Source organism: Ideonella alba, from assembly GCF_018069875.1.
GTDB lineage: Bacteria > Pseudomonadota > Gammaproteobacteria > Burkholderiales > Burkholderiaceae_C > Ideonella > Ideonella alba.
Genome location: NZ_JAGQDF010000004.1, coordinates 443,966 through 459,163, shown reverse-complemented (window position 1 = coordinate 459,163; position 15,198 = coordinate 443,966). Strand labels below are relative to the sequence as shown.

Annotated in this window: 13 protein-coding genes; 10 read left to right on the top strand and 3 right to left on the bottom strand. The window is 71.6% G+C overall.

Annotated elements, in window-relative coordinates; genetic code table 11:
* Positions 1-80 precede the first annotated feature (80 nt).
* A complete protein-coding gene (locus tag KAK07_RS09530) occupies positions 81-1,295 on the bottom strand; it encodes a 6-phosphofructokinase (protein ID WP_210857046.1) in 1,215 nt (404 codons plus the stop codon).
* A gap of 115 nt (positions 1,296-1,410) precedes the next feature.
* Here KAK07_RS09530 and KAK07_RS09525 point away from each other — a divergent pair, with 115 nt between their 5' ends.
* Positions 1,411-4,092 (top strand): bifunctional diguanylate cyclase/phosphodiesterase, encoded by a 2,682-nt coding sequence (locus KAK07_RS09525; RefSeq protein WP_210857047.1) that lies wholly within the window; start codon positions 1,411-1,413, stop codon positions 4,090-4,092.
* 10 nt (positions 4,093-4,102) lie between these two features.
* On the opposite strand, the gene KAK07_RS09520 is transcribed toward KAK07_RS09525, so the two are convergent.
* Positions 4,103-4,861 (bottom strand): class II aldolase/adducin family protein, encoded by a 759-nt coding sequence (locus KAK07_RS09520; protein WP_210860428.1) that lies wholly within the window; start codon positions 4,859-4,861, stop codon positions 4,103-4,105.
* Positions 4,862-4,973: 112 nt separating this feature from the next.
* Between KAK07_RS09520 and KAK07_RS09515 the strand changes: the two genes are divergently transcribed.
* The gene (locus KAK07_RS09515; RefSeq protein WP_210860426.1) at positions 4,974-5,900 is read left to right on the top strand and encodes a LysR family transcriptional regulator; all 927 of its coding nucleotides are present in this window, start codon (positions 4,974-4,976) and stop codon (positions 5,898-5,900) included.
* An 11-nt stretch (positions 5,901-5,911) separates the two neighbouring features.
* On the opposite strand, the gene KAK07_RS09510 is transcribed toward KAK07_RS09515, so the two are convergent.
* Positions 5,912-6,901, bottom strand: coding sequence for an AraC-like ligand-binding domain-containing protein (locus KAK07_RS09510; protein WP_247661374.1), 990 nt, complete (start codon positions 6,899-6,901; stop codon positions 5,912-5,914).
* A 185-nt stretch (positions 6,902-7,086) separates the two neighbouring features.
* Here KAK07_RS09510 and KAK07_RS09505 point away from each other — a divergent pair, with 185 nt between their 5' ends.
* From KAK07_RS09505 to KAK07_RS09470, 8 genes are all read left to right on the top strand, one after another.
* Positions 7,087-8,310: an amino acid ABC transporter substrate-binding protein gene (locus tag KAK07_RS09505; protein ID WP_210860425.1), complete on the top strand. Its 1,224-nt coding sequence runs from the start codon at positions 7,087-7,089 to the stop codon at positions 8,308-8,310.
* A gap of 15 nt (positions 8,311-8,325) precedes the next feature.
* The gene (locus KAK07_RS09500) at positions 8,326-9,213 is read left to right on the top strand and encodes a branched-chain amino acid ABC transporter permease (RefSeq protein ID WP_210860424.1); all 888 of its coding nucleotides are present in this window, start codon (positions 8,326-8,328) and stop codon (positions 9,211-9,213) included.
* A gap of 166 nt (positions 9,214-9,379) precedes the next feature.
* Complete coding sequence (locus tag KAK07_RS09495) at positions 9,380-10,399, top strand: branched-chain amino acid ABC transporter permease (protein ID WP_210860422.1); 1,020 nt, start codon at positions 9,380-9,382, stop codon at positions 10,397-10,399.
* Positions 10,389-11,189: an ABC transporter ATP-binding protein gene (locus KAK07_RS09490; RefSeq protein ID WP_310740714.1), complete on the top strand. Its 801-nt coding sequence runs from the start codon at positions 10,389-10,391 to the stop codon at positions 11,187-11,189. The genes KAK07_RS09495 and KAK07_RS09490 overlap by 11 nt, the downstream gene beginning before the upstream one ends.
* Positions 11,186-11,992, top strand: coding sequence for an ABC transporter ATP-binding protein (locus KAK07_RS09485; RefSeq protein ID WP_210860421.1), 807 nt, complete (start codon positions 11,186-11,188; stop codon positions 11,990-11,992). The genes KAK07_RS09490 and KAK07_RS09485 overlap by 4 nt, the downstream gene beginning before the upstream one ends.
* 18 nt (positions 11,993-12,010) lie before the next feature.
* The gene (locus KAK07_RS09480; protein WP_210860420.1) at positions 12,011-13,465 is read left to right on the top strand and encodes an aldehyde dehydrogenase; all 1,455 of its coding nucleotides are present in this window, start codon (positions 12,011-12,013) and stop codon (positions 13,463-13,465) included.
* 245 nt (positions 13,466-13,710) lie between these two features.
* On the top strand, positions 13,711-14,685 hold the full coding sequence (locus KAK07_RS09475; RefSeq protein WP_210857055.1) for a TRAP transporter substrate-binding protein: 975 nt from the start codon (positions 13,711-13,713) through the stop codon (positions 14,683-14,685).
* A 7-nt stretch (positions 14,686-14,692) separates the two neighbouring features.
* Positions 14,693-15,196 carry a TRAP transporter small permease gene (locus KAK07_RS09470; RefSeq protein WP_210857056.1) on the top strand — a complete coding sequence of 168 codons (504 nt, stop codon included), beginning with the start codon at positions 14,693-14,695 and terminating at the stop codon, positions 15,194-15,196.
* Positions 15,197-15,198: the final 2 nt, after the last annotated feature.

Sequence of the window (15,198 nt, the reverse complement as noted above, 5' to 3'; positions counted from 1 at the left end):
CTCAGGCCTTGGCTGAATCCACCGTTGGCGTACTGCAGCAGGCATGGCCCATCGCGGCCTACGGCCGCTGTGGGCAGGATTCAGCCTTTCAGAATCTTCGGCACCTTGGCCCGGCGCAGCCGGAAGGCATCCGGCATGCCGGAGCCCAGCAGCGGACGCAGGTACAGGCGGAAGGCGTCGGTCACGTCGGTGCCGCTGGGGGCGATGAATTCGTCCTCCATCGTGCGGGTCTTGCCGGCCACGGCTTCCAGCGGCAGCAGCTCGTAGTCGGCCGAGTAGAAGCCGGTGCGCTTGATCGCCACCGAGCCATTGCGGTCGCCCCACATCGCGAACTGCACCGCCTTCTCGCCCACCTCGCGGGCCTCGCGCTGGTCCACGTCGGACACGCAGCCGACAAAGCTGCGCTGCAGGTAGCCGAAGGTGTCGCCGCGCACCCGCTTGATGCCCAGGTTGCGCTTGATCTCCTCGCACAGCAGGTCGGCCAGGGCGCCGCTGCCGCTGAGCTGCACGTTGCCGTGGGCGTCGCGCTCCAGGTCCTTGGCCAGCTGGGCCAGGATGGGCTGGCCGGAGGCGTCGTGGATGCCCTCGCTGACGGCCACCACGCAGCGGCCGTAGCGGTCGTGCACCGCCTTGACGTCGGCCAGGAACTTCGGGATCTCGAAGGTGCGCTCGGGCACGTAGATCAGGTGCGGGCCGTCATCGGGGAACTTCTTGCCCAGCGCCGAAGCCGCGGTCAGGAAGCCGGCGTGGCGGCCCATCACCACGCCCACATACACGCCCGGCAGCGCGGCGTTGTCCAGGTTGGCGCCCGCAAAGGCCTGGGCCACGAAGCGCGCCGCACTGGGGAAGCCCGGCGTGTGGTCGTTGAGCACCAGGTCGTTGTCGATCGTCTTGGGAATATGGATGCAGCGCAGCGGGTAGCCGGCCTTGGCGGCTTCCTCGGCGACGATGCGGATGGTGTCGGAGCTGTCGTTGCCGCCGATGTTGAAGAAATGCTCGATCTGGTGCGCCCGCAGCACCTTGAACATCTCCTGGCAGTAGGCCAGGTCGGGCTTGTCGCGGGTGCTGCCCAGCGCGGCCGCCGGCGTGCCGGCCACCAATTCCAGGTTGTGGCTGGTCTCTTGGGTCAGGTCCAGGAAGTCCTCGTTGACAATGCCCCGTACGCCATGGGCGGCGCCATAGACCCGCTGCACCCCTTGGTGGCGCCGGGCTTCCAGCACCACGCCAACGAGCGACTGGTTGATGACGGCGGTGGGGCCGCCGCCCTGTGCGACGAGGATCTTGCCTGAGGACATGGGAGGGTTCCGGGAGACGGTGACGAAAGTGTCAGGTTAGCGCCGCCCAGCCCGGGACACAACGGGGCGGCTCAAGCTTCACCCGCTGCCGCCGATAACCGACCGAGGCCCGCCCATGCCCCGCCCCACCGCCCTTCTCTCCAAGCTGCTCGCCCGCCGCCCCCGCACCGTGGTGTGGGGGGCGCTGGCGCTGCTCGCTTCGATGATCGCCAGCCTGGCGGTGATGGGCCTGTGGCAGAGCCGGCTGCAGCACCAGGCGCGGGCCGAGGCGCACAGCGAGAACCTGGCCACGCTGACCGATGCCTACCTGGCGGCCCACCTGAACCAGCTCGACCAGTCGATGCAGGGCGTGGCGCACACGGTCGAGGCCTCGCTGGCGCTGCGCGGCCGGATCGAGCCGACCGAGGCCGCCAGCCTGATCGACGCCATGCAGGCGGAGCGGCCCGACCTCAGCGGGGTCTACCTGGTCGACGCCGCCGGCCGCATCATGGCGGGCGGTCTGGGTGTTCAGCCCGCTGATCTGGACCAGTCCGGCCAGCCCTGGTTCCAATCCCTGCGCGACAGCGCCCACCCCGGCCTGCAGGTGGCTGCGCCCCGGCTGAGCCTCGTGGGCGACGGCTGGGTGCTGCCCTTTGGCCGGCGCATCACCGGCCCGGACGGGCAACTCGCCGGTGCGGTGCTGGCGACGATGCAGGTCTCGCACCTGTCGCTGCTGCTCTCGCGTGTGGACGCCGGGCCGGGCGGCGTGGTGGTGCTGCGCAGCGCGGCCCTGCACCAGATCGTGCGCTACCCGGCGCTGAGTGGCGAGTCGGGCCAGGTCGGCCGGCAGAATGCGTCGCCGGCGTTGCGCGCGCTGATGGCGCGCAACGACTGGCGCGTGGCCAACTACCACACCGGTCAGACACCCGACGGTGTGGCGCGCACCTACGCCGCTCGCCGCATGAGCGCCGCCCCGCTGCTGGTGCTGGTGGGCCTGGCCGATCAGGACACGCTGGCCGGCTGGCACCGGGAGCTGCGCACCACGCTGGCGCTGGTGGCGGGCTTCCTGCTGCTGCTGTCCGGTGCCGGCCTGATGCTGGTGCGCGCCCTGGCCCGTGGCGAGGAGGCACGCCAGCGCGCCCGGCTGCTGACGGCGGTGTTCGAGCACAGCGGTGAGGCCATCGTCGTCACCGACGCCACCAACAGCATCGTCGAGGTCAACCCCGCCTTCGTCCAGCAGACCGGCTACACCCCCGAGGAAGTGGTGGGCCGCAACCCGCGCCTGCTGGCCTCCGGCCACACCCGGCCCGACGAGTACGAGGCGATGTGGGCCTCGCTGACCGAACGGGGCCAGTGGCGCGGCGAGCTGCTGGACCGCCACCGCGACGGCCGCGTGTCGCCCAAGTGGATGTCGATCTCGGTGGTGCGCGACGCCCAGGGCGCGATCACCCACCACATCGCGCAGACCATGGACCTCAGCGAGCTCAAGGCCGCCGAGCAGCGCATCCTGCACCTGGCCCACCACGACCACCTGACCGGCCTGCCCAACCGCGTGCTGCTGCGCGGCCGGCTGGAGCAGGCCCTGGCGGCCGCGCAGCGCGCCGGCTCGGAGCTGGCGATGCTGTTCATCGACCTGGACCGCTTCAAGGACATCAACGACAGCCTGGGCCACCATGTGGGCGACGCCATGCTGGTGGAGGTGGCCCAGCGCCTGCAGGCCCTGGTGCGCGGCAGCGACATCGTGGCCCGCCTGGGCGGCGACGAGTTCGTGCTGGTGCTGACCGAGCTGGGCGACGAGGGCGCCCGCGCCAGCGCCCTGGTGGCGCAGAAGGTGCTGGAGGCGCTGCGCCAGCCGGTGGCGGTGGAAGGTCACGCGCTGCACACCTCGGCCAGCATCGGCATCGCCATGTACCCCAGCGACGGCAACGACATGGACGCGCTGATGAAGGGCGCCGACGCCGCGATGTACCACGCCAAGGCCGCCGGCCGCGATGGCCTGCACTTCTACACCGCGGCCATGAACCAGGACAACCAGGAACGCCTGGCGCTGGAGCAGGGCCTGCGGGTGGCGATCGACCGCCACGAGCTGTTCCTGCAGTACCAGCCGCAGATCGAGGCCGGGGGCCTGCGCACCGTCACCGTCGAGGCGCTGCTGCGCTGGCGCCATCCCAGCCTGGGCCTGGTGTCGCCGGTGCGCTTCATCCCGATCGCCGAAGACACCGGCCTGATCGCCAGCATCGGCCGCTGGGTGCTGCACGAGGCGCTGCGCCAGCTCGCGGTCTGGCGCGCGCAGGGCCACACCAGCTTGCGTGTGGCGGTCAACGTGTCGGCCCAGCAACTGCGCGACGAGCTGTTCGCCGTGGCCGTGGCCGACGCGCTGGTGCAGCACGGCGTGCCCGGCGGCGCGCTGGAGCTGGAGGTCACCGAAAGCACCGCGATGCGCGACCCGCGCCGCACCATCGCCCAGCTGCAGCAGCTGCGCCAGCTGGGCGTGGGCCTGTCGATCGACGACTTCGGCACCGGCTACTCCTCGCTGGCCTACCTGAAGCAGCTGCCGCTCAACAGCCTGAAGCTCGACCGCAGCTTCGTCATGGACATCGAGCACGACGCCAACGACGCCGCGATCTGCGCCGCCACGATCACGCTGGCCCACAGCCTGGGCCTGGAGGTGGTGGCCGAGGGCGTGGAGACCCGCGCCCAGCTCGACTACCTGCGCGGCCTGGGCTGCGACCTGGTGCAGGGCTACCTGTTCGCCAAACCGCTGGACCCCGACGCCTGCCAGGGCTTCATCGAGGCGCAGCTGGCACCCGCGCCCTGATCCGGACGGGTCAGCTGTCGTAGCCGGGCAGCTGCCGGTCCAGGCGGCGCCGCAGGCCCGGCCAGACCAGGTCGGCGCCCTGGCCCACGCTGACCTCGCGCGCCTGCGCCAGCATGTCGGCGATGATGGGCTGGCCCACCCGGGTGAGTGCCGCGCCGCCCGACTGCGCCAGGATCTGGATGCGGCAGGCCATTTCCAGCAGGTACATGTTCTGGAAGGCCTCGCCCACGCTGCGGCCCACGGTCAGCAGGCCGTGGTTGCGCAGGATCATCCACATCGCGCCGCCCAGGTCGGCGGCCAGGCGCGGGCGCTCGGCGTCGCGCAGGGCCACGCCCTCGTAGTCGTGGTAGGCCAGCGCGTTGAGGATGAAGCCGCTTTGCTGCGACAGCGGCAGCAGGCCCTCGGCCTGGGCCGCCACCGCCACGCCGTGCGGCGTGTGGGTGTGCATCACGCAGGCCACCTCGGGTCGCGCCGCATGCACGGTGCTGTGGATCACGAAACCGGCCGGGTTGACCGGAAACGCCGTCTCCTGCAGCGGCCGCCCGGCATGGTCCACCTTGATCAGGCTGGAGGCGGTGATCTCCTCGAAGAACAGGCCGTAGGGGTTGATCAGGAAGTGATCGGCCTCGCCCGGCACGCGCATCGAGAGGTGGGTGTAGACCAGGTCGTCCCAGCCGAACAGCGCCACCAGCCGGTAGGCGGCGGCCAGGTCCACGCGGGCCTGCCATTCGGTGGCGGACACCTGGTCCTTGAGCGAGGGGATGATCATCGGGCTTCTCCGGTGGCTGTGCCGGTCAATCTAGGCCATCGTTCGCGGCTTGCCCATGCGGACCCACCCGCGTCCCCGACGCGACAGGCCCGCGGCTTGCTACGCTCCTGTCATGAACACGCGCTTTCTCGAAACCCTGGTGGTGCTCGCCCGCGTCGGCAGCTTCCGCGAGACCGCGCAGGTGCTCAACGCCACCCAGGCGGCCATCTCGCAGCGCATCGCCAACCTCGAGGACGACCTGGGGGTGGAGCTGGTCGACCGCAGCCAGCGCCGCCTGACCCTGACCGCCGCCGGCGAGCAGGCGGTGCGCCAGGCCCAGCGCATGCTGGACCTGGAGCGCGAGCTGCGCGCCAGCACCCGCCCCGAGGCGCCGCCGGCCGGCCGGGTGCGGCTGGGGGCGATCGAGTCGGTGGTGCGCACCTGGCTGTCGCCGCTGGTGCGGCTGCTGGCCGAGCGTCACCCGCAGATCGACCTGGACATCACGGTGGACACCGCGAAGAACCTGCACGAGGCGCTGCGCCACCGCAAGCTCGACCTGATGGTGCAGAACGACCCCTACGCACCGGCCGTGGGCAGCACCGAGCACCGGGTGACGCCGCTGTGCGAGTTCGCGCTGCACTGGATCGCCCGGCCCGAGCTGGTGCCGCAGCGCGGAGCGCTGACGCTGGCGCAACTGGAGCGGGTGCCGCTGCTGACCTTCTCGCGCACCTCCAGCCCGCAGGCCCATGTGCGCGCGCTGTTCGCCGACCGCGGCACCGAGCCGCGCATCTGCAACTTCCCCTCGGTGGAGTCGATCATCCAGCTGGTGCGCGACGGTTACGGCATCGCCGCCATTCCGCCGGTCTTCGTCGGCCCCGACCTGGACAGCGGCGCGCTGCGCCTGTGCGAGGGGCCGGCGCTGCCGGCGATGACGATCACCACCACCAGCGAGCGCGAGGCGCCACCCGCCGTGCGGGCCACCCAGCTGCTGACCGCCGAGGTGGTGGCGCGCTACTGCGCCGAGCAGCGGCCCGACTGGGTGCGCCGCCTGGACGCCTGAGCCTCGGCCTCTCAGCGCACCATCACCGTCTGCCCATAGCCCAGGCGGCGGTAGACGCTGGGCGGCACGCCGTAGCGCTGGGCGAACACGCGGCTGAAATGGGCCAGGCTGTTGAAGCCGCGGTCCATGGCGATGTCGGTGATGCTGCGGTTGACCTGGGCCGGGTCGGCCAGGTCGCGGCGCACCGCCTCCAGGCGCTCGCGCAGCAGGTAGCCGGCCACGCCCTCGGGCTCGTCGGCGAAGGCGTTGTAGAGCTGGCGGCGGCTGCACTGCAGCGAGCCGGCGATGTCGTCCACGCCCAGCCGCGGATCGCCCAGGCGGCGCGCCACCAGGTGCTTGATGCGGTCGCGCAGCGCCTCGCGCTGGCTGATCGCGGTGCCGCGACCGGCCAGGTCCAGCAGCGCCAGGTGGACCAGCTGCGTGATGCTTTCGCCCACGCCGCGGGCGGTGTCGGGCGACAGCTGCGGCAGCTCCTGGTAGGCGCTGCGCATCGCCTCGAGCGCCAGCCGGCCCACGCCGGCGCGGCCGTTCATCGGGCGCGCCACCAGCTCGGCCAGCGGCAGGCCGCGCTCGGCCAGATCGGCCTTGGGCAGCATGACGATCAGGTGTTCCACCCGCTCGGGGTTTTCCACCGCGTAGGTGTCGGTGGTGTCGTAGATGCTCCACTCGCCGGGGCCGACCCAGGCGGTGCGGCCCTGCTGCACCACGCCGGCACGGCCCTTCTGCGGCGCGACGATCTTGAGAAAGCCGCTGTCGTTGCTGCGCACGATGCGGGCATCGCGCATCACCCGGTGGCGGCCGGCCTCCAGCCGGGTCAGCACCACCGGACCGGCCTGGGCGCTGGCCAGGCGGGCGTCGATCACGCTGTCGCCGTAGACATCCGACTCCAGCCCGCAGAAGACGCGGCGGATCCAGTCCTGCCAGAAGGGCACGCGCTCGCGCAGCGCGACCTCGTCGGTCGTCATCACCTGGGCGGCAGCGAGCGCAGGGGCGGCGGGCATGGTCCGCGGATCATAGGCATCCGGGCCGCCGGCGGGGATGGATTTCGCCGATGGCGGCGATAGCCCCGGGAAAGCCCCAGGCCGGCCTGCACGCATCGGCAAGTGCGCGTGCACCCACAGGCAAGCCGGCCCGGCCGCAAGTTCCAACAATCCGCTCCCACGCCATCCCCAACGGAGACACTGCCATGGCCGATCCGACCGCCCGCCCGACCCGTGGACTCACCCGCCGCCAGGCCGCCCAGGGCCTGGCCGCCGCTGGCGCCAGCCTGGCGCTGCCGGCGCTGGCGCAAGGCAGCGCGCCGCCGGTGCGCATCGGTTACGCGATCGCCCGCACCGGCCCCTGGGCCGGTGGTGCCCAGGTCAGCCAGGAGCCCAACTACCTGCTGTGGGCCGAGCAGGTCAATGCCGCCGGCGGCCTGGACGTCAAGGGCGTGCGCCGCCCGATCGAGCTGGTCAGCAGCGACGACCGCTCCGAGGTGGAAACCTGCGTGCGCACCTACGAGAAGCTGATGGCCAGCGACAAGGTCGACCTGGTGCTGCCGCCCTGGGGCAGCAACGCCAACTTCGCGGTGGCGCCGCTGGCCAACCGCTACGGCTACCCCTTCCTGGCGCCCACCGCGCTGTCGCGGCGCCTGGTGGAGATGCGGCTGCCCTACTTCTTCCTGCTGCTGCAGCAGCCCGCGCCCATGACCGGCGCGCTGGTCGACATGCTCAAGGCCAACGGCGTGAAGACGCTGGCGGTGATCTACGTGGACGACCTGTTCGGCCTGGAGAACTACGCCGCGCTGAAGGTGGCGCTGCAGGGCTCGGGCATCAGCATGGTCGAGGACAAGAGCTACCCCGGCGGCGTCAAGGACCTCAGCCCGGTGCTGCGCAGCATCAAGGACAAGAACCCCGACGCCTTCGTGGGCTTCACCTACCCGCCCGACACCATCCTGGCCAGCAAGCAGGCCAAGGAGATCGGCTTCAACCCGAAGTTCTTCTACGCCTCGGTGGGCACCGCCTTCCAGCTCTACAAGAACGTCATCACGCCGGCCGGGGCCGAGGGCGTGCTGGGCATGGGCTCGTGGAACGCCAAGACCAGCCCGGGCGCCAAGGCCTACTTCGACGCCCACACCAAGAAGTTCAACGGCAAGGAGCCCGACCGCTGGGCCAGCGGCCACTGCTGGGCCGGGCTGGAGATCCTCAGCGCCGCCGTGGCCAAGGTGGGGCTGGACCGCAAGGCGATCCGCGACTACGTGGCGCGCACCGAGCACAGCACCATCATCGGCAAGGTGCGCTTCGATGGCAGTGAGAACGTGGCCACGCCGGGCACGGTGGGCCAGTGGCAGAACGGCGAGTTCGAGGTGGTCTGGCCCAGGGCCGTGGCCACCGCGCCGCTCAACGCCAACAAGCCGGCCTGGAAGTAAGGGAGCCAGGGCGCCGTGTCGCTGCAGAGCTGGTTCGAGCTGCTGGCCTCGGGGCTGATCACCGGCGCGATCTACGCGCTGGTGGCCCTGGGCCTGAACCTGCAGTACGGGCTGATGCGCATCCTCAACATCGCCCACGGCGAGTTCCTGATGCTGGGCGCCTACGCCACCTGGGCGGCGCACACCGGCTGGGGCGTGTCGCCGCTGCTGATGATCCCGGTCAGCTTCGTGCTGCTGGCGGCGCTGGGCCTGCTGATCCACCGGCTGGCCTTCCAGCGGCTGACCGCCACCTCGCCCAACCTCGATGTCTTCGAGGCGCGCGGCCTGATGGTGGCCTTCGGCCTGATGTTCCTGGTGCAGAACTTCGCCTCGCTGGTCTGGGGCGCCGACCTGCGCGGCTACGACTACCTGACCTCGCCGGTCAGCCTGGGCGGCGCGCAGTTCGCCGCCAACAAGCTGCTGGTGGCGGCGCTGGCGCTGGCGGTCGCGGTGGCGCTGATCGTCTGGCTGCAGCGCACGCTGCTGGGCAAGGGGGTGCGCGCGCTGATGCAGTCGCCGGTGGGCGCGCGGCTGGTGGGCATCCGCACCGAGCGGCTGCACCCGCTGATGTTCGGCCTGGGCCTGGGCCTGGCGGGCGTGGCGGGCTGCCTGCTGTCGATGACCTACACGATCGCGCCGGCGATGGGCGAGCCCTACAGCGTCACCGCGCTGATCGTCATCACGCTGGGCGGCTTCGGCCACATGGGCGGCGCGCTGGCCGGCGGCCTGCTGCTGGGCGTGGTCGAGGCGCTGGGCATGCACTTCACCAGCCCCTCGCTGAAGTCGCTGCTGTCCTACAGCGTGTTCATCCTGGTGCTGCTGACGCGGCCCCAGGGCCTGTTCGGCCGCGCCCTGAAGACCTGAGAGGCTGAGAGTCTTTCACTCATGCCCGCCCTGCACCTGAAAACGCCCCCGCTCATCGTTGCAAATGCGCGCCATAGCCCGAGCTATGGCTGTGCTTTGCGCCTCAATCGGAGGCGTTTGCAGGCACCTGTCGGGCACGATCGAAAAACTCTCAGCCTCTGACGCGATGACCCCCCGCGACCTGCTCACGCGCGACCTGCTGGTGCTCTTCGGCCTGGCCGGCTGGGCGCTGGCCGTGCCCCACTACGGCAGCCCCTTCGTGGTGTCGATGGCGCTGACCTGCCTGATGTACGTGGTGCTGTCTTCGACCTGGGCGCTGTTCTGCGGCGCCACCCGCTACCTCAGCCTGGCCACCTCGGCCTTCTTCGGCGTGGGCGCCTATGTCAGCGCGCTGGGCCTGGAGACGATCGGCTGGGTGGGCAGCATCGTGCTGGGCGCGGCGGTGGCGGCTGCGCTGGCGGTGGTGATGGGGCTGGCGGTGCTGCACCTGCGCGGCACCTACTTCGCGATGCTGACCTTCGGCATGACCGAGCTGATCCGCCACGCCGTCACCTATTGGGAAAAGCAGGTCACCGGCACCGTCGGCCGCGTGCTCACCGTGGTGCCCGAGGACGGCGTGGTCTACCTGACGGTGCTGGCGCTGGCGGTGCTGGCGCTGGCCACCAGCATCGTCGTGCGGCGCACCCGCTTCGGCCTGGCGCTGGCGGGCATTGGCGCCGACGAGGTGCGCGCCCAGTCCCTGGGCGTGCCCACGCGCTGGGTCAAGACGCTGGGCTTTGCGCTGACCGCGGCCTTTGCCGGCGCGGTGGGCGCGGCGATGGCGGTGCGCTGGACCTACATCGACCCGGTCACGGTGTTCAACCCCTTCATCGGCTTCCAGACCGTGCTGATCGCGCTGATCGGCGGCGCCACCACGCTGTGGGGCCCGCTGCTGGCGGCCATCGTCTTCAGCCTGCTGGCCGAGACGCTGCGCCTGCAGTTGCCGCAGCTCTACATGATGGCGCTGGGCGCGCTGCTGATCCTGTGCGTGCTGTACCTGCCCGGCGGCCTGGCCTCGCTGCGCTGGGGCTCGCTGCGCGGCTGGGGCACGGCGATGAGGACCTGGTGGACCGCCCGGCGCTACGAATGGAGCGGCGACCAGGCCCGCGACGAGCAACGCCTGAAGGAGCGCCGTCGTGCCGTCTGACACCAGCGCCCCGCTGCTCGAAGCCCGCGGCGTCAGCGTGCGCTTTGGCGGTCTGACCGCGGTCGATGCGGTGGACGCCTGCTTTGCGGCGGGCGAGCTGGTGGGCATCATCGGCCCCAACGGCGCCGGCAAGACCACCTTCTTCAATGCGCTGTCGGGCGTCACCGCACCCACCAGCGGCGAAATCCTGGCGCGCGGCCAGCGCCTGACCGGCCGCCGCGCCGAGCGCTTCGCCGCCCGCGGCGTGGCGCGCACCTTCCAGACGCCGCGCGTCTTCGCCGAGATGACGGTGCGCGACAACATCGCCTTCGGCCTGCGCTTCGCCGGCCGCCGTCCACGCCGCTTCTGGCTGTGGGGCGAGGAGCGCGACGTGCCCTGGTCGCTGCGCACGCCCGAGAGCATCCTGGCGCTGATCGGCCTGCCGCAGCTGGCGGCGCTGCCGGCGGCGGCGATCACGCCCTCGCAGCAGCGCCTGCTGGAGATCGGCATGGCGCTGGCCACGCGGCCGCGCGTGCTGCTGCTCGACGAGGTGGCGGCCGGCCTGACCGAGGCCGAGGTGGAACAGATGGCGCGGCTGATCCGCCGCCTGCGCGACGAGCTGGACCTGACCGTGGTCTGGATCGAGCATGCGGTGACCACGCTGCTGCGCCATGTCGAGCGGGTGATCGTGCTGCACCAGGGCCGCAAGATCGCCGACGGCGCGCCGGCCGAGGTGGTGCGCCACCCCGAGGTGGTCGAGGCCTACCTGGGTGACGAGATGGCCGATGCCGGCTCGGGAGCCGCCGCATGATGTGGTACCGCGACACCCCCTTCCAGCTCGGCGGCAGCGGCCGCGCGCACCTGAAGGTGCAGGGCCTGTCGGCCGGCTACGGCGCCTTCCTGGTGCTGCGCGATCTGTCATTGGAGGTGCGGCCCGGCCTGACCGTGGTGCTGGGCCCCAACGGCGCCGGCAAGACCACGCTGCTCAAGGCGATCAATGGCCTGATCGGCCGCCAGGGCTGGATCACGCTGGACGGCGAGGACCTGCCCGAGAAGACCGACCAGATCGTCCGCGCCGGCGTGGCCCTGGTGGCCGAGGGCCGCCAGCTGTTCCCGCAGATGACCGTGCGCGAGAACCTGGAGCTGGGCGGCTGGCTGCTGGGGCGTGACGAGCGCGAGCGCCGCCTGGCGCAGGCCTTCCATGATTTTCCCAAGCTGCGCGAGCGCGCCGACCAGCTGGCCGGCACGATGAGCGGCGGCGAACAGCAGATGGTGGCGGTGGCCCGCGCGATGATGAGCGCGCCGCGCCTGCTGATGCTCGACGAGCCCTCGCTGGGCCTGGCGCCGAAGATGGTGGATGAGCTGCTGGCCATCGCCCGCCGCATCGCCGACGCCGGCACCACGGTGCTGATGGTCGAGCAGAACGTCAAGAAGGCGCTGGCCGTGGCCGACCGCGGCTATGTGCTGGAGCGCGGCGCGCTGGTGGCCCGCGGACCCGCGGCGCTGCTGGCCCGCTCCAGCGTCGTGCGCGAGGCCTACCTGGGCGCCGCCGCCGGCGACACCCATTCCGCCAGCGAGGCGGCGCATCGCGCGATGCGCCCCGTCGCGGCCTGACCCTGCAGGAGAGTCCCCATGTCCGATCTGTCGATGCTCATCAACGGCCTGAAGGTCACCGCCGAACGCGGCGCCACCTTCGAGCGGCGCAACCCGCTGGACGGCACCGTCGCCACCCGTGCGCCGGCGGCCAGCCCCACCGACGCGGTGATGGCGGTCGAAGCCGCCGCCGAGGCCTTCCGCAGCTGGTCCGAGACCGGCCCTGGCGAGCGCCGCGCGCTGCTGCTCAAGGCCGCCGACGCGCTGGAGGCCAAGACCCCGCAGTTCATCGAGGCCGTGCCCGCCGAGACCGGCGCCACCGGCATGTGGGCCGGCTTCAACGTGATGCTGGCCGCCGGCATGATCCGCGAGGCCGCCGCGCTGACCACCCAGGTGGCCGGCGAGGTCATCCCCTCCGACGTGCCCGGCAGCCTGGCGATGGGCGTGCGCCAGCCCGCTGGCGTGGTGCTGGGCATTGCACCGTGGAACGCGCCGATCATCCTGGGCGTGCGCGCGATCGCCACGCCGCTGGCCTGCGGCAACACCGTCATCCTCAAGGGCAGCGAGAACTGCCCGCGCACCCATGCGCTGATCGTCGAGGCCTTCCAGGACGCGGGCTTCCCGCCCGGCGTGGTGAACTACCTGACCAACGCCCCGGCCGATGCCGGCGCGGTGGTCGAGGCGATGGTGGCGCACCCGGCGGTGCGGCGCGTCAACTTCACCGGCTCGACCAAGGTGGGCAGGATCATCGCCGCCACCTGTGCGAAGTACCTCAAGCCGGTGGTGCTGGAGCTGGGTGGCAAGGCGCCGCTGCTGGTGCTGGACGATGCCGACCTGGACGACGCGGTCAACGGCGCCGCCTTCGGCTGCTTCGCCAACTCGGGCCAGATCTGCATGAGCACCGAGCGCCTGATCGTCGACCAGACCGTGGCCGACGAGTTCGTGCGCAAGTTCGCCGCCAAGGCCGCCAGCCTGCCGCTGGGCGACCCGCGCCAGCCCGCCCCGGTGGTGCTGGGCTCGGTGATCGGCATGGGCACGGTGCAGCACTGCAATGCGCTGATCGACGACGCGCTGGCCAAGGGGGCCAAGCTGGTCTGCGGCGGCAAGGCCGAGACCACGCTGATGCCCGCCACGCTGCTGGACCACGTGACGCCGGCCATGCGCATCTACCACGAGGAGACCTTCGGCCCGGTCAAGGCCATCGTGCGCGTGAAGGGCGTGGACGAGGCGATCGCCTGTGCCAACGACAACGAGTACGGCCTGTCGGCGGCAGTGTTCGGCCGCGACATCGCGCGCGCCTTCAACGTGGCACGCAAGATCGACAGCGGCATCTGCCACGTCAACGGGCCCACGGTGCATGACGAGGCGCAGATGCCCTTTGGCGGCGTCAAGGGCTCGGGCATCGGCCGCTTCGGCGGCAAGGCCGGCATCGCCGAGTTCACCGAGCTGCGCTGGATCACCGTGCAGACCACGCCGCGTCACTACCCGTTCTGAGCGCCCCCAGGGCCGGGCTGCGCCCAGCCCGCCCCCCGTGGGGGACAAGGAAACTTGGGGGCGGCCCGGCGTTTCCTTGACAGGCCCGCACCGCGGGAGAACCCGCAGGCGCGATCAGAAAAAGTGGTCGCGCCCGGCAAAGATTTCTCGTTGGACAGCACCGGCCCGGTGGCCCGACAGTTCGGACCATCCTGCCGGCGGCGCGCCAGGCAGGCCCCGACCCACCCTGCCCCACGAGGAAGCCGATGAACCGTCGCCTGATGATCGCCACCGCCGCGGCTGCCGCCGCGCTGGCCACCCTGCCTGCCGCCGCCGCCACCAGCTGGAATGTGTCGGCCGAGCAGCCCGACGCCAACTACCTGACGCAGAACGTGCGCCAGTTCGCCGAGGACGTGAAGGCGGCCACCGGCGGCGCGCTGGAGCTCAAGGTGCAGTCCAACTCGGTGCTGCTCAAGCGGCCTGAGGTCAAGCGCGGCGTGCAAGCCGGCATCGTGCCGGTGGGCGAGGTGCTGATGTCGGCGCTGGGCAACGAGGACCCGATGTTCGAGATCGACTCGATCCCCTTTGTCGCCACCAGCTTCGACGCCTCCGAGAAGCTCTGGAAGGCCGCGCGCGAGCAGATCGCCGCCCGCCTGGACAAGCAGGGCGTGGTGCTGCTGTACGGCGCGCCGTGGCCGCCGCAAGGCATCTTCACCGAGAAGCCGGTGAGCAGCATGGCCGACTTCAAGGGCGTGCGCTTCCGCGCCTACAGCGCCTCCACCACCCGCATGGTCACGCTGATGGGCGCGGTGCCCACCACCATCCAGACCGCCGAGGTGCCGCAGGCCTTCTCCACCGGCGTGGTCGACATGATGATCACCTCGCCCGCCACCGGCGTGGACACCCAGGCCTGGGACTACGTCAAGCACTACTACGACGCCCACGCCTTCATCCCGCAGGCCATCGTCATCGCCAACAAGCGCGCGCTGCAGGGCCTGCCGGCCGACCAGCAGGCCGCCGTGATGGCCGCCGCGAAGAAGGCCGAGGCGCGCGGCTGGCAGACCGCCCGCGAGCGCACCGGCGCGCTCACCCAGACGCTGGCCAGCAAGGGCGTCAAGGTGCAGCCAGTGCCGCCGGCCATCGCCGGGGAGCTGACCAAGATCGGCCAGACCATGGCCGACGAGTGGCTGAAGAAGGCCGGCGCCGAGGGCGCGGCCGTGCTCGACGCCTTCCGCCGCTGAGCCCGCGATGAAGCTGCTGCACCGACTGGCCACCGCGGCTGGCGTGGGCGCCGCCGTGGCGATGGTCGCGATCGCCGTGGTGATCCTGGCGCAGATCGTCGCCCGGCTGGCCGGCACCCAGGTGCCGGCGGCCGACGACTTCGCCGCCTGGGCCATGGCCGCCTCGGCCTTCCTGGCCCTGCCCTATGCGCTGCACCATGGCGAGCACATCCGCGTCACGCTGATCCTGGGCCGCCTGAGCGGCGGCACGGCGCGCGCCGTCGAGACCCTGGCCACCGCGCTGGGTCTGGCGCTGGCCGCCTGGGCCGCGTGGCAGACCGGCGTCTTCGTGTTCGACTCGTGGCGCTACGACGAGGTGGCGCAGGGCGTGCTGCGGGTGCCGATGTGGATCCCGCAGCTGCCCATGCCGATCGGCCTGGCGCTGCTGGCTGCGCTGCTGGGCGAGCGCCTGTGGCGCTGCCTGAGCGGCCAGGACCTGGGCGAGGGCGGCGAAGCCGCCCGCACCGAATGAGC

Bases quoted from the DNA above. Each gene is read 5' to 3' on its own strand.
- KAK07_RS09530 (WP_210857046.1), bottom strand. From the start codon at position 1,295: ATGTCCTCAGGCAAGATCCTCGTCGCACAGGGCGGCGGCCCCACCGCC.
- KAK07_RS09525 (WP_210857047.1), top strand. From the start codon at position 1,411: ATGCCCCGCCCCACCGCCCTTCTCTCCAAGCTGCTCGCCCGCCGCCCC.
- KAK07_RS09520 (WP_210860428.1), bottom strand. From the start codon at position 4,861: ATGATCATCCCCTCGCTCAAGGACCAGGTGTCCGCCACCGAATGGCAG.
- KAK07_RS09515 (WP_210860426.1), top strand. From the start codon at position 4,974: ATGAACACGCGCTTTCTCGAAACCCTGGTGGTGCTCGCCCGCGTCGGC.
- KAK07_RS09510 (WP_247661374.1), bottom strand. From the start codon at position 6,901: ATGCCCGCCGCCCCTGCGCTCGCTGCCGCCCAGGTGATGACGACCGAC.
- KAK07_RS09505 (WP_210860425.1), top strand. From the start codon at position 7,087: ATGGCCGATCCGACCGCCCGCCCGACCCGTGGACTCACCCGCCGCCAG.
- KAK07_RS09495 (WP_210860422.1), top strand. From the start codon at position 9,380: ATGACCCCCCGCGACCTGCTCACGCGCGACCTGCTGGTGCTCTTCGGC.
- KAK07_RS09485 (WP_210860421.1), top strand. From the start codon at position 11,186: ATGATGTGGTACCGCGACACCCCCTTCCAGCTCGGCGGCAGCGGCCGC.
- KAK07_RS09480 (WP_210860420.1), top strand. From the start codon at position 12,011: ATGTCCGATCTGTCGATGCTCATCAACGGCCTGAAGGTCACCGCCGAA.
- KAK07_RS09475 (WP_210857055.1), top strand. From the start codon at position 13,711: ATGAACCGTCGCCTGATGATCGCCACCGCCGCGGCTGCCGCCGCGCTG.
- KAK07_RS09470 (WP_210857056.1), top strand. From the start codon at position 14,693: ATGAAGCTGCTGCACCGACTGGCCACCGCGGCTGGCGTGGGCGCCGCC.